Here is a 22,795-nt window from a genome sequence, read left to right as displayed (position 1 = left end):
GACAAACCGCTGTGTTTCAGCCGCCAACCCAAACAGTGGGCTTGGCGCCGCCTGCGAACGCCTCACCACTCTGCCGGCAAAGAACTCAAGCGCTATTCCCAGAGCCTTGTTGGCACCACCAGCAGCACGGTGCGCTGGCCTACCGCCACGTTGGCATTGGGAAAGACGACGGCTTCTCGCGGCTGCTCAACCGTGTAGCGCAGCTCGCCATCCTCGGCCAACACGAACCCTTGGGGAAATTCGGTGAAGTTGTCCACATCGCTGGCAAACAGGAAGCGAAAGTCCGCCGATTTTTTAGTGATCACCCGATCGATGGCAAACAGGGTGAAATCCTCGGCCCGCCAAGGCTCCAGCTCCACTTCATCCTGACTCACCAGCTCTTGCAGCGCTTGCCGCGTCTCGATAAAGCGGGTCATGTCGTTCTCGCCAAACGGCCGAACCTTGCCCAGCTCCACCGTAAAGGCATGGGCCCCATGCTGGCGGGAGCTGTAGTAGCTGAAGGTGGTGGTGGGGGCATTAGACAGCAATAGGGTACGCACCCCGCAGGCGCCAAGGAACTGCACCTGCTCGCGGCAGTGGGGCCGCTCGTGAGGGAAGGGGTAGACGGCGAACTTCTCGTGGCGGGAGCCGCGAATGGCGGTGTGTAGATCGTAGTGATAACGGGGCCGGGCCGGATCGGCAAAGAAGCGGCTCACATACTGTTCGAGGCGCATGGCGCGGATCCGCTCCCGATTGCAGAGCCCTTCCCCCTTGCTGTGGGCACCGGAAAAGAGCCGATTCATGTTCTCTTCTACCTCCCGCAGCCCCAAGTTCATCGCCGCCGGATTGCCAAACAGGAACAACAGCCGATGGCGGGCGCTCAGCTCGCCAGAGAGCAGGCGGCTCAGCAGCTGATTACAGATCTCGATGGGAGCAGTCTCGTTGCCGTGAATGCCGCAGGAGAGCACGATATCCTTGCGCCCGCCCGGCAATTCGCCTGCGCCTTTGGCAGGCTCCAGACAGAGCACTCCCGTATCCCAGACGCTGACCCGCGCGCCGTCGGGCAAGGCAAAATCAAAGGGCTCAAGCTGCCACTCATTACTGCGGGTCAGGGCCAAAAAATCGTGCTGGGGAATCATCCGTCTCACCCTCTTGCTCTGGATCACTATGGCCGGATTATACGCAAGGCATCGCGGCTTAAAATCGTTTTTTAAACAAATTCAAACATTAACGACACAATTGTGATAACAATCGAACGATGACAGCAATGACAGTAGCGATGTGAAATAAAGAGGAGAGGAAAGAGGATCAACGAACAACAAGAGGAAAGCAGGGGAGATAAAACAGACTATTGCCAGACTGATAGCAGGGCGCTACAGGGGCGGAGCAGTAAACGAGTCAACAGAAAAACAAGGCATCCATGCCCGGCTGATCAACCACGCCAGAACGGCTTGGTGGTCTCTTGATAACGGTCAGCTTCGTTCAGGCCGATGTCTTTGAGCAGGTACTCGGGCAGCTCGGAGAGCTGGCGACGGCTGCGGCTACGCTCCAGCCAGGTCAGAACGGCCATTTTCACCCGGGCAACCAGATTCAATTGGCTGGACTGCTGGTAACCGGTTTCGGTATAAGTCATGTTGGCCATGTTGTGGCTCCTCTGGATTATGTTTGCGCACTGGGCTTTATTTGATGCGCAAAGCTTAGTCAGGGAGAGCATCCGACTCAATTGACGAATTTTGATACATTACATTAGTAAAACTAATGGCATAAATCTGACTGATACAATTTTAATCATTTGATTTATAAAGAGTAATTAAATCACCATTCGGCCATCCACTGCCCACAGCATATTGTGCTGCATGACACCACCTTACATATGCAATTTACCGCCCTGCCTATGCACTCGCCAATATGCCCCCAAGCGCTGGCAACCCCACCATTACATTCAGTTGTTAATCAGGAGATCTTTTGGTGATCTCCATTTAACACAATGATACATAAAACAAACTTCAGGTCATTCACTCACATCCTGCTGAACAGCAACCTGCAAACGAGACCCTTGGCGCGCAACCGACACAATGATATGGTTATTTATACAGTAGTTTAGTCGCCCGCCCTGACGCCATCGCTTATGCCGTCAACGGCGGATGAAACCACAGGATCATCGATGGATACCTTTACCCCGACCGCGGCCCTGCGCCAACAGATGGAAGCCATTGAAGCCTCCTTGCACCAGCTGACTGACCTGCTCGGCCAGCTCACGCTGCAAGAGGCCCATGTCTACCCCCTTCCTCCGGTGCCGCAAGGGGAAGAGCACGACCCGATCGAACAGATTGAGGTGGGTTACCTCAACGGTGAAGCGGCGCTGGCGGCCACCCTCGCAGCCTATCGGGATCACAGTGCCCGCCCCGGCTGCTCCACCAAGGCGACTCATCGGCTGCCCGGCTGGTTGCGCTTTCCTGCTGCCGCCGCCCCCTTGCTGCAACCGCTGATAGACCAAATCAACCAGCACAAGCTCGATTTCAAGGCACTGGTGCAGCAGGCGGGCGGACGGGACGAGAAGTTTGATCTGGTGCACACCGCCCTGCCCGGGGTGATCACCTTGCAGGTCTATCGCAAACTGACCCTGCTGGCCGGGGAGCTGCAGTCCCTCGGCTTTACCTGGGCCGACAAGCAGACCATCAATCGCCTCAGTCGCGAGCAGGTGCTGGAGATGCTGGAGCGCAGCCGCCGCTACATTCCGGCCCTCTCCAACAACGAGGAGTGGAGCAAGATGGTGGATCAGGAGGTGTATGACATTCGCCGCCTGCCCGCCGATGCCGAGTTGCGGATCCGCCGCCCGGTCAAGACCCACCCGATGATCAACCTGCTCTGGCTGGAGCGCACCCCGCGCAAGCAGCAGATCAAGGCGAGCCTGCCCCTGCTGCTCTGCTCGGATACCCCGCCAGCGGTCACCCATCTGGGCAACTACCCCCCAAGAGCCGACAGGCGCGGCGAGATCGTAAAATTGGCGGCGAGCCTATCATCGAGCGGCTGCACCTCTATCTCTATCAGGGGTGACTGGAGCAGGGATAACTGGGCCGCCTTGCCGCGATAAACGGCACATCCCACATCAGCATCCCAAATGAGAAAGGGGAGAACATCTTTGGATGTTCTCCCCTTTTCTGTATGAATAGGCGGTGTGGATAAGCGGTTAAGCCAATCAGCCCATCAACAGGGCCCGCAGGCTCTCTACGTCCAACCCGCGCACCTCCGACTGGCCGCTTAGCAAGCCATCGGCCAGCGCCCGCTTCTCGTCGTGCAGGGCGACGATCTTCTCCTCCACCGTCTGCTCGCACACCAGCCGGTACACTGTCACCGGCTGGGTCTGTCCCATCCGGTGGGCCCGATCGCTCGCCTGATCTTCCACCGCCGGGTTCCACCAGGGATCGAGGTGCAGCACGGTATCGGCCTGAGTCAGGTTGAGGCCGGTGCCCCCCGCCTTGAGGCTGATCAGAAACAGCGGCACCGCTTCATGGCGAAAACGCAGGATGGACTCCTGGCGGGATTTGGCCGAGCAGGCGCCATCCAGATAGCAGTAATCCCACGATTTTTGCTCGATACGGGCCCGCAGCAGGCTCAGCAGATCGACAAACTGGCTGAACACCAATACCCGATGACCGTTATCGATGGCCTCTTCCAGCAGCGCCATCGCCTCATCCAGCTTGCTGCTGGTTTGCGACCACTCGGGCATCACCAGCTCCGGCGAGCAACAGAGCCGACGCAGCCGGGTCAGGCCACTCAGCACATGCATCAGGGCGCGGCCATCGGCACTTTGCACCTGCTGCACCACCTCGCGCCGGGTCGCTTCGTAGAGCTGACGCTCTTCGGGGGAGAGGCTGATGTGGTGGATGATCTCGGTCTTGTCCGGCAACTCGGTCAGCACCTGCTGCTTGAGACGGCGCAGGATGAAGGGGCTGATCACCGCACGCAGCAGCGCCATGTGCTGGGGATCCTTGACCGCCTTGCCAAAGCGGCGCTTGAACTCACCGAGGCTGCCGAGCAGCCCCGGGTTGATAAAGGTAAACAGGCTCCACAGCTCCCCCAGATGGTTCTCGATGGGGGTGCCGGAGAGGGCGAGGCGAAAATCACCGTCGAGCTGGAACAGCAGCTTGGCGCGCTGGGTGCCGGCATTTTTGATCTGCTGCGCCTCATCGAGCACCATGCTCGACCAGCGGCGGGATTTGAGTGCCTCCGCCAGACTGCCGAGCATGCCGTAGTTGATGAGGATCAACTGACCGGCCTTGGCCTCGCGAATAATCGCTTCGCGCCCGGACGCATGTTCAAACACCACCACCTCCAGTTCGGGGGCGAAGCGAGCCACCTCTTCCTGCCAGTTGGTGACCACTGACTTGGGCACCACCACCAGCGCCGGGCCCAAGTGCTGGCGCATCCGCAGTACGATCAGCGCCTGCAGTGTCTTGCCCAGACCCATGTCATCGGCCAGACAGGCACCAAAACCATGATGGGCCAGGGTCGCCAGCCAGCGCACCCCATCCTTCTGGTAGTCTCGCAGCGCGGTGAGCAGCTCGTCCGGGCACGCGACCTCCTGCTGCCACTCCTGCTGCAGGGATTGCCACGCCGTATCCCCTTCAGTGGTAATGACCGAGAGCAGGCGAGTGAGCGGATAGGCCAGCTTGTTGTTGATGCGCTGCTCTTCATCGAGCATGGCCCCCAGCATGGTAAGCCGCTCCACCAGCTTGTCGCTCAGCATCAGGCTGGTCTTCTCGTCGAGCTGAACGGTGCGCTGGCCCGGGGTCATCTGGCGCAAGATAAGGCGCAGGTCGAGGATCTGATGCTCATCGAGCGCCAGCGCCCCTTCGACCTGGAACCAGTCCTGCCGCCGCTCGATGCGCAGGCTCAGGGCCGCTTCATCAAGGCTCTTGAGGCGGGCGCTGTCCTGATGCCAGTGAATCACCACGCCGGCATCCACCAGCTCGGGCAGGGCATTGACCAGCGCCAGCGCCTGCTCCCCCTGCAGCAACCACTCGCTGCCGGGCAGGCCGATGGGCAATTGATTGCGCAGCAGCTGGGCCTGTACCTTCTCTGCCGCGAGATCACGTAGCCAGTAGTGATACGCCTTGATCCCCTGCCGCACGATGGGCTCCCCCTTGCCGAGGGGCTGGGGCGGCAGCTCGTCAAAGCGGGTGACCAGCTTGACCGACAGCTGGCCATCCTGCCAATCCAGTTGCACTGACGGAATACCCGGCCAGGGGGCCAGTTCGGCATTGCCGCTAAGCCCCTCGACCTGACTGTGCCAAGGGAGTTCAGCAATACCATCCAGAGTCCGTTGCAGCTCGGCGAGCCCTTCGGCGGGCAACAGCGGGATAGATTCGAGCGCGGGCAGCCGGTCGAGCAGCGGCTGCGGGGTGAGGATCAACTGCCACAAGTCTTGCGCCAGCGGCACTATATGGGCCCCGCGCGCCGCGGCATCCGGGCAGAGCGCCGCACTCATTCCCTGCTCGGTGGCGACCACCTGCAGCAAGGGCGCACTGATGGCCAGTTGCAGCTTTTGCCCCTTGGCATTGAACAACCGCGGATGATCGGCCAGCGGTGGCCAGACATCCCGTGGCAACTGTCCCATCACCCGTGGCAGGGTGCGCACCAGCGCCCAGTCGTGCTCATCGAGCATGGCCGCATATTGGGTGGAGAGCAGCGACGGATCGACCCGACGACCGGCGGTCCACTCCCCCTTGGTACTCAGTTTCTGGATCTTGCACTCCAGCTCCGGGCCCTCGGCATGGAGCAGCCACACCAGCCGCTCCTGGGGCTTGCGCACACCGCTGGAGCGACCCAACCCCTGCAACCAGTTGAGCCAGCTGGCAGAGGCCGCACTGTTATCTTCGTCGGCCTCCTCTTCTTGCTCATCAGCTTGACTATCCGCCGTGCCATGACTGCTACGCAGCTGGCAAAGGGGCGCCCCTTTGGCACCCTCCCCCAGCAGAATACGCAGCAGATCCTGACAAAACGCCATCAGGCGATGATGGGGCTCGGCATCGAGCAGATGGGTAAGATCCCACTTGTGCAGCATGGCCACTTGCGGACTCTGGGTGCCGTGACGGGCCAGCGCGCAGAGATCGAGCCAGAGATAACCCCAGTGAAGCTCCTCCACCGGCAGTTGCAGGGTGTCGAACAGACCGACCGCCTGACCGTGGCGATCGCCTGCCCACTGGCTGAGTAGATCAGAAAGCAGCGGGAACTGGCCGGTCAGGCTGCGCTGCCACTTCTTGCGCTGTTCGCTGGCAATGACCGGATCGGCCTGCTGCAACCAGCCAAGCCAGAGCAGGGCGCTGAACGAACGGGGCCACTGCCCGGCATTACCTTCATCACCGCCCTGCCACTGACCCAGCGCCGTCAGCAAATGCTCATCGAGCGGGCCACTCTGGCTCTGCTGGGCCAGCGCCTGCAGCGCAGGCCAGCAGGTGGCGGCATCCTTGTTGCTCTCCAGCTCACCATCACCGCAAAGCCAGTGCCACTCGGCCTCACACTCTTTGGCCCGGGTCTGTACCTCGGGAGTACAGCGCACCAGGGCATTGGCCAGCGGCCAGCGCTCTTCATACGGGGCATCGAGCAGCAGTTGCAGCGAGAAGTGCTCCAGCAGCAGTTGCTGCCAGGCGGGGCTGGAGCCTGCCAACAGTTGGTATGCATCCGGGGTATCGAGCAGGGTCAGCAGATCGCTGGCGGAAAAATAGGTCGGGATCTCCCCCGCCTTGCCGCGACATAGCTCGCGCACCACCGCATGGGTGAGGTCCTGCCCGGTCAACGAGGGCACCCGGCTCCAGTCCGGTGCTGGGCAGAGTCCGGCACGCACCCCGAGGATCAAGGCCAGGGTGCCTTCGGCAGTCAAGCTCCACTGCTGCTCTCCGCGCAATCTCACCAACCCGGCCTCTTGCAGCGGAGTCAGTTTATCGATCAGCGCATGGCCAACCGCCAGTTGATCTTGCAGCAAACGGGTACTGGCGACGCGCTGCAATTGCAGGGTGCTGAGCAGGGCATAACTATCCGAAGAGAGGGTGGACGCAGACATCAAGACTCACGGGCAGGTGCAAAAGCGGAATTTTAACGGTAAAGCGTCAGCGGCTCGACCCTTAACTGCGAAATAACTCAAAAAAAAACGGCCATCCGTGATGACCGTCGAAAGTAACGAAGGAAATAGCCGGATTGTCCGGTACTTCCCACAGCGGGAAAATCGAGGGCGTGAGCCCCAAATTCGTGCCGTCATGCTAGAGCCTGGCGACGGAAAAAGCTATGAAGCAGATCACAGTTGAAAAGGTTTTCTGAAAGCGGTTTCAATTTTTGACTGCAACAGACCATGAATTGGCGCCAAGTGCCCCCCCCCCCCTCCCTTCTGCAGCAGTGGTCAGACGATAACTGGTGCTGTACATCAGATCTCAGAATGCCAAACGCTGACCGGCGAACTCGATGCGCAACGCCAACTCTGAATCACGATCCCGCACAAAGGGTGCACCTGCGGAGCCGATCCCCTTGGGAGTCTCTGTTCTATTTACATCTGCAGTTATCAGTACATCACTCTCTACAAATATAATTCCCACAACTATTTGCAGTTCAGGTACAAAGACAGCTCTCTAATTTAACTTTACGCGAAACTACTACTGCCGAATAAATAACAAAATGGGTAACTATAACGTCCAGCGTAAAGAGAATGTCGTCACGGCGACATGCTTGCTACCTAATGCAAAATCAAGTTTTGGTGCATATCCAACTTCTAGCGCCAATGATTTGTAACCCAGCGTCACCATCGGCAAGGCAGCAAAGCCATCCAGGCCAGAACCATTGAGATAACCGGCCTGAAACCCCAAGCCAGCAAAGGCATGCTCGGTAAAATACCACTCCTTGCGATATGAGAGCGCACCGTATAAAGCCGTCTCGCTGAAAGAGTCCTTATATGCCCCTCCGCGCACCGCCAGCTTGCCAGTGTCGTTATCGCCCCAAAAAGCCCAGGCCAACCCTAATCCCGGATTGAAATTATTAAAATCACAACTCTTGCTTTTCTTTCCCTTTCCTTTGGTGCAATCACTATGAATTGCTGCGCCATGAATTAAAATTGAAAAATCATCTGCGGCACTCGAAACGACAGGCAAGCACAATAGCGGAATGGCCAACATATATGGCTTGGTTTTCATATCAGCATCCTTGATGGTTATTTTTTTACGAAAGAGAATGAAATTCGTGGGTTGAAAATATCGGAGTCCCTATGGGGAAGGGCTATGGTGATCTATTTCCCTGCTTATCTATGCTCCACGTGAACGAGTTGGCTCTCTGTGCAACGCAGGTTCATGAGTGACCGCCGTTTCCGCAAGCCGCATCCTTGCGAGCACCGCCTCAGCCCCCGTATCAAGATGGCGATAGAAGCTGGCATTAAGCTGGGTGAGGTGCAGCAGGGAGTTTCTGGCTCGCTGAAAGGTCGCTTCACAAACCGGGCTCTGATGTTGCCAGAAAGAGGAAAGCGGACCTGTGGTGGTTAACCCCTTAATGTCATAGATCGCACGGCCAAGGCAGATGGTGGGTACCCGATGCAACAGGGCTGACAGCCCAACCGTGCTATTGATGGTGATCACCCCCTTGAGCAGTGGGTAAAGGGCCGGAAGCGGCCATTCATAACCATAAAAGATCCGCCCCGCCAAACCATGCTCGGCGATGAGTCGATCGATACAGTCACGGTAGCTGACATACCCCCGATCCATGGGGTGATGTTTGAACAGCAGCACATCATCCGGATTGGCGTGGCGGGCAAACGAGCTGACCACCTCCGAGATCATCGCCTCCAGGTCACCAAACTCGGAGTGCTCTCTTATTTGAAAATCTTCACTCACCTGCAGCGGCACCAGGAAGAGCTGCCCGGCATGTTCCTTGAAACGATGGAGTAGTGCTCGATCGCGATGCCAATGGCCATATTTGATCCACCCGCTTCTCAGCCAGCCCCTCGCCTCCTGCCAGAGCGTCCAGGGGCGGTGATCGACAAAATGGGGATAACGTGACTGCTTGATTGCTTTGTTGATGTGATAGCGGCTGGCATACCAGGCTCTGGCCGCAAACGTCTTGCCCACCTTGAGAGGTGCAATAAACTCGGCGGGCCAGTCTACTCGCGGCAATCTGGCGCGCTCTTCATACCAGGAGCTGAATGCATTGACGCCGCCCGGCTCAAGGGTCACAAAATCGGGACGCAGATACCCCTCCTCCAGTGCCCAGAATGACAATCCCTTGAGCTCACACACCTGGCTCGCCACCTTGTGGTAATAACGGCAATCGCCGTAACAAAGCACTGTATTGATTGAATATTCCTTCAACATCCGCCGCAGAAACGTATTCCAGCCATCTGGCTCGCCGTGATAACTGATAGAGATCCCGGCACAGGGCCAGCACTCGTCGCCACCGTTGAAGTTGATCTTCACCACCTGATGGCCAGCCCGAACCAGATGCTGGCTCAGGGTTTGATAAAAGGGGCCAAGCGGCCCCTGTAACAACAACACATTCATACAATGAGGATCCATCAGGAGAACAGAGAGCGAGTGGGTTTGAGGGTATCAACCAGAAAACGGAGCTTGAGGTGCCAGCGTCGCCAACGGCTCGCACCGCTCATGGCGAGGGGCTTGTGTGCCGCCAGTTTGCGGATCAACTGTTCGGGGCTGCACCACAAACCTGATTGCCAATCGATATAACGGGGATAAGCGGCAAGGGTCAGACAAACCAGTGCCGCCAACGGCAAGGGACGCTCGCGTCTGGCAGGCGGATGGATGTCGCGGGTCAGGCCCCAACCGCTGTAAAAGGGTTGCCCCCAGGTTGTGACCTTGACCCCCTGCACCAGCGCCTCGAAGCCACTGAGTGAGGTCATGGTGTGCAGCTCGTCGATATGGGGATAGAGGGAGGCGAGATCGCACTGGATCACCTGACTATCAACACATTCGGCCAGGCAACTTGCCGAGATGGTCCCTTCCCGGTTGCCACACACCACATCCGGGTGGGGCTTGAACAGAATATGCGCCTGCGGTTTGGCGGCTCGCACCGCCCACAGCAACTGCTCGTTACTACGGATCACCGGGCTGCCGCAGAGAATGGAGGCATCGCCATCAACCTGCCCCACCACCAGCACCAACTCGCGGCCATCTTGTGGCGGCTGGAATGGCACGCTCATCCCCACGTTGTATTTGCTGACTCGGGATCGGCGCAGCAACGCCAGCAGCCTGTTGCCCCGAGCCAATAGCGCCTCGTCGATTGGCTCGTAATTGAGCAGCTGCTCAAGCGCACTGGGGCGGCGACTGTCGAAGTAGATCCCGACCGGATCGATAGAGAGTGACGACGGCCTACAGAGATTGGAGCCAAGGCCACTCGAGCGGATAAAACCATCCTCGACCCGGATGGCCGAGACCAGTTCGGGATAACGGCTACCCCATACCAGCACCTGTTCATCACCAGTCAACCGTCCGGGTGGGCGCCTGACAAACCGCAGTTCATCGGCCAGATGGGCACAAAAGGTGCGCATAAAGGCCCGCTTCCAGAGCGAAAAACCCACCAGATAAAGCCGCCGCCAGCGGGCTGGTGCCATCTGCTGGCGGGCCAGCAGCTTGACGACATCTTCAACTTCGCAGCGCTCCCCCAGCACAGGGTCGACATAACGGGGATAACAAATCAGCGCCGCCGCCACCAGTTGTGACAGCGAAATCGCCCCATCAGCCCTTGCCAGCACACGCCGTTCGCAGCGCTTGGTGTCATGGGTCAAGCCCCAACCAGCGTAGAAAGGCATGCCAAAGCAGTGGACCGGCTTGCCAATTAGCAACGCCTCGAACCCCAGTTGGGAAGAGACGGTATAGACCGCATCCACCCTCTTGAGCAGGAGATGGGGATGACAGGGCTCGCTCACTATCTCCAGATCTGCCAGCTCAGGGAGCTTTTGCGTCAATCGCGCCAGCACCCCGCGCTTCTTGCCAAAGCGGGTGTCTGGGTGAGTGCGCAGCAGCAGACGGGCTCCAGGATGATTGCGACGTGCCGCCGCCACCATGACCAAGAAATCGGCCTCGCTAGCCAGTGCCCCCGGGATGGAGAGATCCCCCGCCACCTGATCGACCAGCAATACCCTGGGTCTGCCATCTTGCAGCAACCCCTCGGCCATTGAAGCAGGCAACCCTTGCTCTTCACCATACGGCGCCTGGGGGGCAAGTGCATCGGGACGAGTGGCATAGCAGTTGTATTTGGTAATGCCAAAGCGCACCAACTCTCTGATCAGCCGCTCGGCACGGGCCAGCATCCCGGGCTCGCAAGGGGTGGCGATCAGCTGCTCAAGCCAACTCGGCTGGCGGGCATCGTAATAGATACCGACAGGGTCAGCGATCAGCGACACCGCCTTGCCCCCCCTGGCGGGGTGGCCGATATAACCGATAAAGCCATCCTCCAGCTGCCAGTAGGGCAACCCCAGCGCCTGCGCTTGCTGTTTTATCTCTGCGGTATTGGCCTTCTGGCCCCAGCCGACCAGCACATCGCCCGCTTGTGGCACGCACTCAGAGGAGGGCTCAAGTCGGGCCAATGGCTGGCCGAGACAGGCAGAGATCTGCCGCCTGCGCGCCAGAATGCCGCTGGATTGTGTCCATAGAGTCATGAAAAATCTCGGATGTCAGTAAGGGGGATAAAAGAGGGAAGGTTTAAAACTATCGGTTAAAGCCAATACCAGGGGGATTACCAATCCGGGTCACTTCAGTTGCACATTTCCCATCGGGATCCTGTCGAACTCCTCACGCGAGAGATAGCGGATCCCTTGTACGCTCGACAAGGGTACCAGCAACTGTGGGCAGCGGGTCAGTGACCAGACAGACACATCCCGATCAGTAAAAGCCTCGCCACCCAAGGCATAGTAGCGCCCCCGGCAACCCTCATCCCAATCATCCCCCACCACCTCGGGTGTACTCGGCACCAGAGAGCACCCGCGGATCACCGCTACCACCATGCCCTGATAGACACCGACCACGGTATCAATATCGGGCACCCGAGCTGCGGCCACTCGCCACGAAGAGCGGGCACAGCTTTCAGGGTGGCGACCGGTTGGGTAGGTCGCTATCAGATTCACAACAAGAACAGGTTTCATAAATCGTCCAGAGGAATAGGGCCACAGCCCCCGTATGGAACAATCAGGTGAGCAGATAAAAGGATGGCTGGCCGTTTTAGGTGAGCGGCACAGCAACTACAGCCTCTCAATCAACGTCAGTCACCCTCTCATGCAGGAAGTGGCGTTGAATACGGGCCAAATCCTCCGGGGTATCGACACCATGGGGAGGCGCTTGATCCACAGTCGCTACCGCAATCCGGATACCGTGCCAAAGCGCACGCAACTGCTCGAGTGATTCCAGCTGCTCCATAGGGGCGGGTGGTAAATGGCTCAACGCCTTGAGCGTCTTGACGCGGTAGGCATACAAACCGATATGCCGCAGCCAGTGAGTAGAGGGGCTATCTGGCATGACGTTCCCCTGCTGCAAAGAGGTGAAATGATCCCTCGCCCACGGCACCGGAGCACGGGAAAAATAGAGAGCCTGACCAGCCTTGTTGGTCACAACCTTAACACACTGGGCGGCCATGACCTGTGCCATATCGGTGATGGGGCATGCCAAGGTGGCAATACCACACTCCGCATCAGCCGCCAGCGTAGTGGCGGCCAGCTCGATCATCCCGGCTGGCAGCAAGGGCTCATCCCCCTGCACATTCACCACAATCTCATCCTCTCCCCACCCCTGGATGGTAGCCACTTCAGCCAAACGGTCGGATCCACAACTGTGATGGATGCCGGTCATCACCACATTGGCGCCGAAACCTGCGACCACATCCCTGATCCGCTGATCATCGGTGGCAACCCAGATATCGCTGGCCGGGCAGCCGGTTTCCAGTGCTCGCTGCCAGACATGCCATACCATGGGTTTGGCACCAATCATGGCAAGGGGTTTACCGGGCAGGCGGCTTGAGCCATATCGGGCAGGAATGACAATTTTGTAGGCCATAACAGAACCAACCATTTAATAGAAAAACAAAAGGGAGTACCGCAAGGCACTCCCTGTTTACCGGCTCACATTTGCCACCAAAGTACGGCGCACGACCGCAATCTCGTGAGTAAAGGCACAGCACGGCATCAATCAGACAACTCAGACCAGCGCGTCTTCAAGGAAGCGATGGCCACGGGTAACACGGTCAAGCTCGGCCAATACGGTCAGCATCTCCTCCATAACGGAAAGAGGCAGCATATTCGGGCCATCGCTGAGCGCCTTGGCAGGCTCTGGATGGGTTTCCATAAAGAGACCATCCACCCCCACCGCAACCGCGGCGCGAGCCAGCACGGGAACAAATTCCCGCTGACCACCGCTGGTGGCACCCTGTCCGCCCGGTTGCTGTACCGAGTGGGTTGCATCAAATACCACTTTGCAACCTGTGCGGCGCATCACGGGCAAACCACGCATATCGGAGATCAGGGTGTTGTAACCAAAGGAAGTACCACGATCACACAACCAGATATCCTGATTACCCACCTCATGGCACTTCTTGACCACCTGTTCCATATCCCAAGGGGCCTGGAATTGCCCTTTCTTGATATTCACCGGCTTGCCACAGCGGGCGACACGCTGAATAAAATTGGTCTGGCGCACCAAAAAGGCCGGGGTTTGCAACACATCGACAATACTGGCCACTTCTTCCACTGGCGTATCTTCATGCACGTCAGTCAATACCCGCAAGCCATAGGTCTCTTTTACCTTTTGCAGGATCTGTAAACCACGCTCCATACCCGGGCCACGAAAACTACCGGTAGAACTTCGGTTGGCCTTATCAAAACTGGATTTAAAAATATATTCCATACCCAGTTTGTCGGTGATCTCTTTAATACGACCAGCGACATCCATCACCAGTTGCTCGGATTCAATTACACAAGGGCCTGCGATTAAAAACATAAAAACAACACCAATTAGGTTGATAATTTAATGCCGCTATGAAAGGCATTTTTAGAATAATGTAGCTCTAGAAACAAGAGCCTTGAGCTTAATATTCAAGGAAGTGCTTATGTCATTTCATTAGTGCGTTTCATATAATTTTCAGGACTCTGTCGCGACCAGTTAATATTGTGTCTAAGGACTTTTGCGGGTACTCCACCAATAGCCACATTTGTATCATTGAAATGCTTAACGACTACAGAGCAAGCGCCAACAACCGAATTGTCAGACACGACAGAGCCTTTCATTAAATTAACGTGATAACCAACCCAAACATGATTTCCAATGATAACATCTTTACCCTGATTTAGGCACTCTAGTGTATCATTATCGAACATGGTATGACCATCAGATGTCCAGATGGTAATTCCGAATGAAAACATACAGTCGTTACCTATGTAGACGCTGCCAGATTCATTCATATTAATCTGGCATCCGACACAGGAGAAGTTGTCACCAATACGAACTACTGCATTTGTTGCACGACGTCCGGCAATAATCATGTGTTTAACATGATGTCTTGTTTTTCCAATGTGGATATTTGTACCACTCCCACAAATTATTTGGCATTTATGAAAATCTGTTCCTTCGTAAACAGTAACTGAATTACCCGTTCCCGAAAAAGAAACCTGCAGACCATCGACTGAAGTTTTTATCAGTCTCTCACCTGATGCAGTTATTACGATAAGTTTGTTTTCCATATAATCACCATGTAACATTTTTCCAAATGTAGATTCTGTACAAACCATAATTATCAAACCAATGTTGATAGCAATATCACTTTAGGGGCTGTATGGCATTTTTCAGGTGACACCAGCTGTCTAATAAAGATGTATGTGTAGTGATAAACGCTTTACTGGTAGAACATCGCAGAATCAAAATTAGCAAACTGAGGCTGAATACAACGATTCAAACAACAGACTAGTAACAAGAGGTACCTTTACGTTAATACGCTTACTATCTATATGAAAATGCATTTATATAAATATGCATAACTGTGTCTATATATAATTATCACATTAAAAAATTCTAAAGTATTTTCCAGTCATAGTTGTTGTACTTATAGTCTGAATTCTCGCTTTATTTTAAAATTATTTATTTTTTTTCCTATTATTTTTAATAAAGAAAATTGACTATCTATCAGGAATCTTGTCGGTGATTTAGTGAATTTTTTAATTTTTTTAATTACCATGAACTTTCTGATACGTGAATTGCCAGAAATTGTCTCTGATGTATTAGTTATTGGTGTTTTAGTATGCTGTAAAGTGTAAATTTTATTAAGCATACTAACCGCACCTTTCCATGAATATGATTTGTGAAGATTTTGCAATTCTTTATCTGTTATGTGTTGCTTCAGCGGGCCGACTAGCCATCTGTCGTCCCGCCCACCATAGGAGTCTTCAAGTTGTGTTTCTTCAAAAAGTTTTATGTCTGTTAAAGATGGTGTAGCTAAAAGAGAGTAATAATTATGCTTTACACAAGATAAATCTATTTCGTCATAAGTGGAAGAATGTATGGTCCAGTCATCAACAAAATCAAATGCTCCCTCATGAATATGCTTCGTGATGAGTTGTCGTGAAATATCATGCGCCTGCTTTTGTTTAAAGCATGGTTCTGCCTTTCCGTCCAAAACTGTAAACTTTTCAACGGAAGTATCACCGTCAAGTGTCAGCCATTCAGCTAACGCAACTCCTTGCCAGAATGGTGATGAGCCTGCTTTGTTGACTCGGTTCTCAAGGAAACCTTCTGATGGAAGCTTGCCAATTTCATCTGTTGTCACTAGATAATATCCTAGTATTTTATTATCAACTAGATTACTAAGGGACTGTTGCATCGAGCCTTTATATCCAATATCAACAATCGCGATTTTTTTATTGTGAGTAATTTTTGATTTCAAATAAACATCAAGAGCTTCTCTTTCTGCTGTAGCATTATTAATAATTCTTGACTCAGCAGCATCAATGAATCTTGCTATGTCGTGGTCATTTCTTGTGACAACTTTTTCAAAATTAAATTTTTTTGCAACCGCTGGATCAATTGATTCAGGAGTAAGGCCGAGTCTATTCTTAATAAGATAACCCAACGTACAAGGATTGAACGGAGCCATCATTATTTCTTTGATCTGAGCCTTTGTAGTAATAGACGGTAAGTTTATAGATCTTCGACTTGCATATAAATAATGCGTGGATAAATTCAAGTTGGAACATGTTTTATCAAATGCCTTCTTGAAAACTTTTCCATCTCTAGCCAGAAAATAAATATCATCAATTCCATTATCAATGCATTTTTTTTCCAGCCACTGTGAAAATGAAACGAGTAGAGGACCAATTACAGAATAACCTAAAAGGTACTTGCTGCCACATGTTACTCCGTCAGCACGAGTTAATGAGTTATCATAGAGTTTACTTATTAAAAGACCTGAATAAAGGCTACTATTAAAAGATGATTTGTTTGATATTTCTTTATGAAAAAAAACATTTCCTTTAAACAAATCGTAAGCTTTTGGAATGTGTAATGATTTTATACCATTCAGTTCAGCACTCTTAACGTCTCCGGTTGGATTATCACCTATATGTAATCCAGATTCGGATTTTACTTTAGTATCAGATATGAACTTTTTAAATAAATTGCCACTGTGTTTTTGCAACCTGAAATTACTAGAGACATAAATATCCTCTGCTGGAATGTTAATATTGTGTTTTTTTATAATTTCAATTATATGACTTTTTTCCAGATACATGTCTGAAATTAAATAAACTTTCTTCCCCATTTTCTTTGCATAAGAAAGAAGCTCAATACCTGCTTTTCTAGGTAGAGAGAAAGATACTTCAGCCTCCAGTTCAATATTTACTAACTTCTGAACAATATCATACGACAAATTCAACTCAGAGATTATTTCATTATAAATCTCAAATATAGTGACTTCTTCATAAATGGAGTTATCTCTGACAGTTTTCTCAGCTTTAACTCTTAAAGAAGCAAAAACTCTAGGCTCAAGGCCTATAATTTTCTCCATTGCCAAACCGACATAAATAAAAATGTCTTTAGGAGTACGTGTTGCTCTCTGAACAAGTGTGTCAAAGATATCGAAAGACACCCACTCAGCACTGTCAATTAACTGGCGATGATTACACTCTATCTCATGTAAAGAAGGCAGCTTTAATTTATTGCTTTTTTGGGGGGCTTTTTTATTTATTATGATGGGGTCTGATACAGAAATGCCATTTAAAATATCCTTTATCACTCTCTCCTCATCTAATTTGTAATCTAGATAGAAATTAATGTTGAGCTTATTATTTCTAAATTTATTTAAGGTATTGTCAAGATAGTTGGAAAGCCATGCTCCGTTATGAACTTTTTCTTCTTGATTATGCCAATATTTTGTAATTAAATGGTATATGATTTTATCAAATGAATTTTTGTGATGCCTATTTACAATCCTTTCTGCTCTATGTAGTCCATGTGGTGATGAGAATATAGAAACATGAGAGTCACCAATAACTTTTACTGGAATGTCTAATATTACTGCCTGTAACAACACACTGGAAGTTGTTCCTACAACAAAATCGACCAGTGGCAATAGATATTGTGAGGCTCCCTTTACTTCATTTAACTCTTCATGCCAATAAAAATTGCTATATCTTTTTCTGAGATAGTTTAATGTTCTCGGTGTAAAAATTGATGGATAGCTTGTATGTTCAGTTACAACAACAAGAACATCTGAAGACATGTTATCAAGAATATGACATAAGTAATCAAACTGAGATTTATATGGCACGTTACCATCAAAAGCATAGTATCCGGACACTTGGAGTGGAACTAATGCAACATATTTAAACCCATTGTTATGCAATGCATAATTGGCGAATGGATTTGATAAATTCAATGACTTTTTAATTTTTTCTCTAATTTTAGATAAATTGTAAGACTGTTTTTTTGTAAGATCAGGAATTAATATGTCGCCACTTTCAAGGTTGCTTTTCAGTTGAGCGATATATGAATTCTTGAATAAGCCAAATATATCAATTGCCTGAGTTGTTGGAAATGGATGCCTAGATATTGCCCCGTAGTTTTCATATACGACTAAAGCATCAGGGAATGCAACAGACATAAATGGGATCGGAGACTCCCACGTCATTATCACATCTGGAACATAACCATCTAGCACATTATGTATAAGTGTCACCATAGATTGCAATTGTTCTTCGGTATATTCATTTTTATACCATGACATAGATGCTTTATGATAATCGCAGAATATTTTTCTAAGATGCTTCTGTCGAATAGTTTTATAATTAAGCTTATCTAATTTAAACCCTTTTTGTTTAGCCTCTAATTCTAGACCATCACCGATAACCAATAAAACTTCATGTCCTTGTGAGATAAGGCCATTAATTTCTGCATTTAGATATCCATTTAGGCTACCGAAACGGAATCCAGGCCAGTTCATTTCAATCCAAGGCTCTATATAATATAAAATTTTCATAATGACTTCTTTTTGATTGACTTATATATTTTAATTAAGGATGGGAATTAAAATAATCAATAAGTGATTGAGGAAGATGAGTGCAAGTACACTATTTAAATAGCATTGAGATTTCTGACCTGTTCAGTTTTTTCTCTTATAGAGAAATAATTTATGTTTATGAAATTTTCAAACCGTCCTATGTATTGCGCTCAATTATAAAAATCAACTATACCTACAGGGGTATCGGCATCATTAACAACCAGTAATTGCTTAATTTTTTGCTCGCGCATCAACTCTTCCGCATCGCTTAACATAGAGTTATGAGTCGCCGTGATGGAATTCAGACTCATAATATCTTTGGCCTTGAAGGTATTTAAATCGAAATCATGACGCAGCATGGCACGACGCAGATCACCATCAGTGATAACGCCGAGCAGGTTATCCTGTTCCATCACCAGCGCGATACCATGCTGATCTCGTGTCATCTCAACGATAACCTCTTTAAGAGCTACCTCTGGAGCCACCTTGGTCAACTTGGTGCTCATGATATCTTTAAGACGAGTCAATAAGCGGCGACCCAAACTACCACCGGGATGGAATCTGGCAAAATCATTGGGCATAAAGTTGCGTTTATTCATCAAGGCGGATGCAAGCGCATCACCAATCGCCATGGTCAAGGTGGTCGAGGTGGTTGGCGCCAGATTGTTGGGGCAAGACTCCCCCTGCATTTTTATTTCCAGCACGACATCAGCATTTTTTGCCAAAGTGGATGGCATACCGCCGGTAATGGCAATAATCCGGTTGCCAAAGTTTTTCAGCGATGGAATAAGTTTCAATACTTCATCGGTTTCCCCACTGTTGGAGATCAGTACCACCACATCATCCGGGGTGATCATCCCCAGATCCCCGTGAAACGCTTCGGCAGGGTGAACGAAAAAACTGGGTGTACCGGTTGAGGCCAGGGTCGCCGATATTTTCCGCCCTACATGACCTGATTTTCCCATACCGCAGATAATCACATGCCCTTTGCACTGGATCATCAGTGACAAGGCCAGCTTGTATTGTGCCTTATTGAAGGTGGCGGCAAGCTCAAGCAGGGTTTCCCCCTGCTGTTTGAACGTCTGTTTGATGCTGTCGATGACATCCCCACCAAAAGGCACTTCATCATAAAAACTGCGAATATCCACTGATGGCTGGCTTTTCATGGATTTACCTTATCCCGGTTTGATGTTGAAAAATATATGGAGAAATAGGCATCAGAGCGCCACCAGTACACCCGCCGAGACGGCGATCTGGTAAAGCACGCTGGTGAAGTCTTTGGTAATTTGCAGCGATTTGGTTTCAACCTGCGGCAAGACAAAAATCTCGTCGCCCGGGGTGACGCGAATATTCCGGTCTTCAAGTTCGCTCTTCTCTATCTGGCTAAAGGTGCCGTCGCGATGCAGCAGCAGGATGCGTGAGTTGCTCGCCTTCTGGGTAAAACCACCGGCCAGATTGATATAGTCCGCCACGGTGCGTTTCTGATCCGCCAGAATGGCGTTCGGGAACATCACATCCCCGTGCACCATCACCAGATTGGTCTGGCGCGGAATGCGGATGATGTCGCCGGGCTCAAGACGTACCTCCTCCAGATTGGGGGCGTTGGCCAGCACCACCTGACCGCTTGGTTCGATCTCTTTGGCCCGCGCAACCCACTGCATCAGCAGGTCCGCCTCGCTTTTGCGCAAGCTGGCTTCACCATCGGAGGCGGAGCGGGCGGTGAGAATGCTCGCTTCAAAGGCCTTGAGGGAGGAGCCCAGCATCTCTTTCTGGCGTACCTTTACCGAGTCGCGATAGAGCTGAATGGCGTTGATATCGGCATCACGGGTCAATTTCAGGCCATTGAGCACCTCGCCCAACCGCGCGCCGTAGCGCAGTACCACCTCCTGCTCGCTGTCGTGCTCCCCCTCAATGCGTACCGCGATGGAGGCATAACGCTTGTCGGCGATGGCCTCTACGGTATCGCCGCTGCTGACCATTACCCGAGCCAGAGTAGCTGTATCACTGAGGGGATAGTTATCCATCCGGATATCTTCCCCCTGATTGCGGCTGACCCGGATATGGGTGGCATCTGCATCGGGTCTGGCCAGCTGTAGTAGCTCGGCCAGGGTCATATGGGGGGTGGCCATCTCAAACTTGTTGGCATTGGCCACCTTGCCACGCACCGTGCTCTGATAGCGCAGCGGCGCCACCACCAGGGTATCGCCGTCGCGCAGTTGGGTCGGCTGAAGATTGCCGTTTAGCAAAAACTGGTAGAGGTTGAAATTGCGCAGGGTCTTGCCACCGCGCTTGAGCGCCACATCCAGATAGCTGCCCCGCTCGGGAGAGATGCCACCCGCCTTGTCGAGGAAATAGAGGATGGAATCTCCCGATTGACCGGCATAGAGGCCGGGTTGATTGACAAAGCCGGTAACGAAAATCTTGACCGGCTGGCTCACATCAAGGGTGGCGTAGACGCTGACGTTCTTCTGATAGACGCGGGTGATAGCACCAAGCAGGGTGTCATTGAGCTGCTCGTTGCGCACTCCGGCTACCTTGACCGGCCCGACCTTGGGCAGAAAGATATTGCCCTGGTGATCCACCAGCAGGCTCTGTTCAAACTCGACCCCTCCCCACAGTTGCACTTGCAGCTTGTCGCCGATGGCGATGCGATAATCGGGGTTGAAGCCGTTGAACGATTCACGGGCAAACTCGCCGCGAAACAGCCAGTTGCCAAAGACGGGATCACGGGTTTGGGTGTCGCTCACCACCTTGCGCACCGGCGCCGCCTCCTGGGCGACCTCCAGTCCATAAGCCTGAGGGATCATCAATGCGGCAACCAGCGCCAGTGATGTGGTGCGGAGATTGCAGTGGATAGACGTTAACTGCCGGTTGCGTCCGGGGTCACGGGTACGTGAGAACAAAGTTGAAATCAAGGTAAACTCCTGCCGGGCGCAAGTTTATGCACTGCGCCATCGGGTATTGAAAAGGACGAGTATCAATTGGTGTTGCTACCCGTGCTGGCGGGTAGCAGTGGCCATCAATCCTGATGTTCACGCAAGGTGGCGAGTCCCATTACCACCAGGCCATAGAAGAGGCAAAGCAGCACGCCAATGGTGGCGAGGTTGTAGAGGCGGCGCGGGTAATGCGCCTCCTGTGCGGCACTTGGCGTGCTTACCACCAACAGGTGCTTGAGCTTGCGATAGGCTTCGACCCGGGCCTGCTCCAGACTGACCAGACCGGTTTTGTAGATATCGGCCGCCAGCTGGGTCTGTACCTGCACCGCCTGATAGTCGGCATTAACCTCGTTAAGGGACTGTTCGTCGTTGCTGGTCAGCCGCCGCTTCTCTTGTGCCAACTGGCGGGTCAGCGCGTCCACCCGGTCTTTGGCTGCCACCACATCAGGCGCTTTGGGATTCATGTAGATTTGCAGCCGCTTGAGCTCGGTATCCTGGCGCACCAACTCGGCCTCCAGCTCCGAGACCAATCCCAGCATGGCGCTGCTGGTGGCCTCCGGGCTCATCAGCTTGTGGCGATTCTGGAACGCCAGCATCTTGTCCCGCTCGGCCTGCAACCGCTCGTGGGAACGGGCCACCTCGCTTTCGACGAAGGCGAGCTGCTCGAGGGCGACCTGATGGCTCAGTCGGTTGATAAAGCCCTCCCCCTCTTTCAGCATCAGGGCCACCACCTCGCGGGCATACTCGGGCTCGAATGCCTGTAGCCGGATGGTCAGGATCCCCGACAGCTCGTCGAGGGTAAGGGTGAGATGGTCACGGTAGTAGGCAAGAAACTCTTCATTGCTGGCATCCCGCGGGAGTCGTGACAACCAATCAGCGTGACCACTCTGATAGTGCCCCTTGAGGTCGAGCGCCTTGTCGAGCCGCTGCAGCATGTCCCATGAGCCCAGATGGGCATGCAGCACCTGCACATCCTGATGATTGCTGCCACCCAGCCCCAGCATGGAGAGGGCATCCGGCATCATCTTGAGCTGATCTGCCTGCTTGACGATGATGCTCGCTTCGCTGACATAGCGATCACTGGCGATGGCAACGTAATAGAGGGTCGCCACGCCAAAGCAGAGCAAGACCCAGAGAAAGCTGCCCAGCCTGACGGCCTTTTGCCATGAGAAGTGGGCAACCTGATATCCCCTGGAATCGATGAGGAAGCGTTTGGGGTCGCGCCTGAATTTGCGCAGCTTGCGACCGATATGGGTCTTGATGGTACTGGTGTTCATGACTATCCGAAGTGAGGATGGCAAGTGGCCCGCATCGCGCGAACCGACATGGCATCGTGACAAAAATGAGTGTGAAGACAGTGG

General features: G+C 52.8%; 14 protein-coding genes and 1 pseudogene. 1 reads left to right on the top strand and 14 read right to left on the bottom strand.

The features are described 5' to 3' along the window. Positions 1 to 92: 92 nt before the first annotated feature. Together astE and CK911_RS03410 are read right to left on the bottom strand one after the other, a co-directional pair. Positions 93 to 1,118, bottom strand: coding sequence for a succinylglutamate desuccinylase (gene astE / locus CK911_RS03415; protein WP_098968991.1), 1,026 nt, complete (start codon positions 1,116 to 1,118; stop codon positions 93 to 95). A gap of 293 nt (positions 1,119 to 1,411) precedes the next feature. After that, a complete protein-coding gene (locus tag CK911_RS03410) occupies positions 1,412 to 1,621 on the bottom strand; it encodes a DUF1127 domain-containing protein (protein ID WP_042021218.1) in 210 nt (69 codons plus the stop codon). Positions 1,622 to 2,143: 522 nt separating this feature from the next. On the opposite strand from CK911_RS03410, the pseudogene CK911_RS03405 reads away from it, so the two are divergent. Beyond that, positions 2,144 to 3,036, top strand: a pseudogene (locus CK911_RS03405) (DNA replication terminus site-binding protein). Positions 3,037 to 3,178: 142 nt separating this feature from the next. Here CK911_RS03405 and CK911_RS03400 read toward each other — a convergent pair. From CK911_RS03400 to CK911_RS03350, 12 genes are all read right to left on the bottom strand, one after another. Further along, positions 3,179 to 7,042 (bottom strand): DEAD/DEAH box helicase, encoded by a 3,864-nt coding sequence (locus CK911_RS03400; RefSeq protein ID WP_098968990.1) that lies wholly within the window; start codon positions 7,040 to 7,042, stop codon positions 3,179 to 3,181. A gap of 613 nt (positions 7,043 to 7,655) precedes the next feature. After that, complete coding sequence (locus CK911_RS03395; RefSeq protein WP_098968989.1) at positions 7,656 to 8,159, bottom strand: hypothetical protein; 504 nt, start codon at positions 8,157 to 8,159, stop codon at positions 7,656 to 7,658. Between the two features lie 108 nt (positions 8,160 to 8,267). Further along, positions 8,268 to 9,512, bottom strand: a complete 1,245-nt coding sequence (locus CK911_RS03390) for a capsule biosynthesis protein (protein ID WP_098968988.1) — start codon at positions 9,510 to 9,512, stop codon at positions 8,268 to 8,270. Positions 9,513 to 9,526: 14 nt separating this feature from the next. Next, positions 9,527 to 11,626 (bottom strand): capsular polysaccharide biosynthesis protein, encoded by a 2,100-nt coding sequence (locus CK911_RS03385; RefSeq protein WP_098968987.1) that lies wholly within the window; start codon positions 11,624 to 11,626, stop codon positions 9,527 to 9,529. Positions 11,627 to 11,716: 90 nt separating this feature from the next. Further along, a complete protein-coding gene (locus CK911_RS03380) occupies positions 11,717 to 12,109 on the bottom strand; it encodes a hypothetical protein (protein ID WP_157774522.1) in 393 nt (130 codons plus the stop codon). A 106-nt stretch (positions 12,110 to 12,215) separates the two neighbouring features. Then, positions 12,216 to 13,013, bottom strand: coding sequence for a 3-deoxy-manno-octulosonate cytidylyltransferase (gene kdsB / locus CK911_RS03375; protein ID WP_098968985.1), 798 nt, complete (start codon positions 13,011 to 13,013; stop codon positions 12,216 to 12,218). 141 nt (positions 13,014 to 13,154) lie between these two features. Continuing rightward, positions 13,155 to 13,952 carry a 3-deoxy-8-phosphooctulonate synthase gene (gene kdsA / locus CK911_RS03370; protein ID WP_098968984.1) on the bottom strand — a complete coding sequence of 266 codons (798 nt, stop codon included), beginning with the start codon at positions 13,950 to 13,952 and terminating at the stop codon, positions 13,155 to 13,157. Between the two features lie 107 nt (positions 13,953 to 14,059). Further along, positions 14,060 to 14,692: an acyltransferase gene (locus CK911_RS21090; protein WP_157774521.1), complete on the bottom strand. Its 633-nt coding sequence runs from the start codon at positions 14,690 to 14,692 to the stop codon at positions 14,060 to 14,062. Between the two features lie 359 nt (positions 14,693 to 15,051). Further along, positions 15,052 to 18,477, bottom strand: a complete 3,426-nt coding sequence (locus CK911_RS21085) for an HAD-IA family hydrolase (RefSeq protein ID WP_157774520.1) — start codon at positions 18,475 to 18,477, stop codon at positions 15,052 to 15,054. 191 nt (positions 18,478 to 18,668) lie between these two features. Continuing rightward, a complete protein-coding gene (locus CK911_RS03360; RefSeq protein ID WP_098968982.1) occupies positions 18,669 to 19,664 on the bottom strand; it encodes an SIS domain-containing protein in 996 nt (331 codons plus the stop codon). Positions 19,665 to 19,715: 51 nt separating this feature from the next. After that, positions 19,716 to 21,305: a polysaccharide biosynthesis/export family protein gene (locus CK911_RS03355; RefSeq protein ID WP_098968981.1), complete on the bottom strand. Its 1,590-nt coding sequence runs from the start codon at positions 21,303 to 21,305 to the stop codon at positions 19,716 to 19,718. Positions 21,306 to 21,517: 212 nt separating this feature from the next. Next, positions 21,518 to 22,711 carry a sugar transporter gene (locus CK911_RS03350; protein ID WP_098968980.1) on the bottom strand — a complete coding sequence of 398 codons (1,194 nt, stop codon included), beginning with the start codon at positions 22,709 to 22,711 and terminating at the stop codon, positions 21,518 to 21,520. Positions 22,712 to 22,795: the final 84 nt, after the last annotated feature.

It is taken from the genome of Aeromonas sp. CU5, from assembly GCF_002586745.1.
GTDB classification, from domain to species: domain Bacteria; phylum Pseudomonadota; class Gammaproteobacteria; order Enterobacterales; family Aeromonadaceae; genus Aeromonas; species Aeromonas sobria.
The sequence above is the reverse complement of the archived record's forward strand: the minus strand, read 5'-3'. Positions and strand labels throughout refer to the sequence as shown.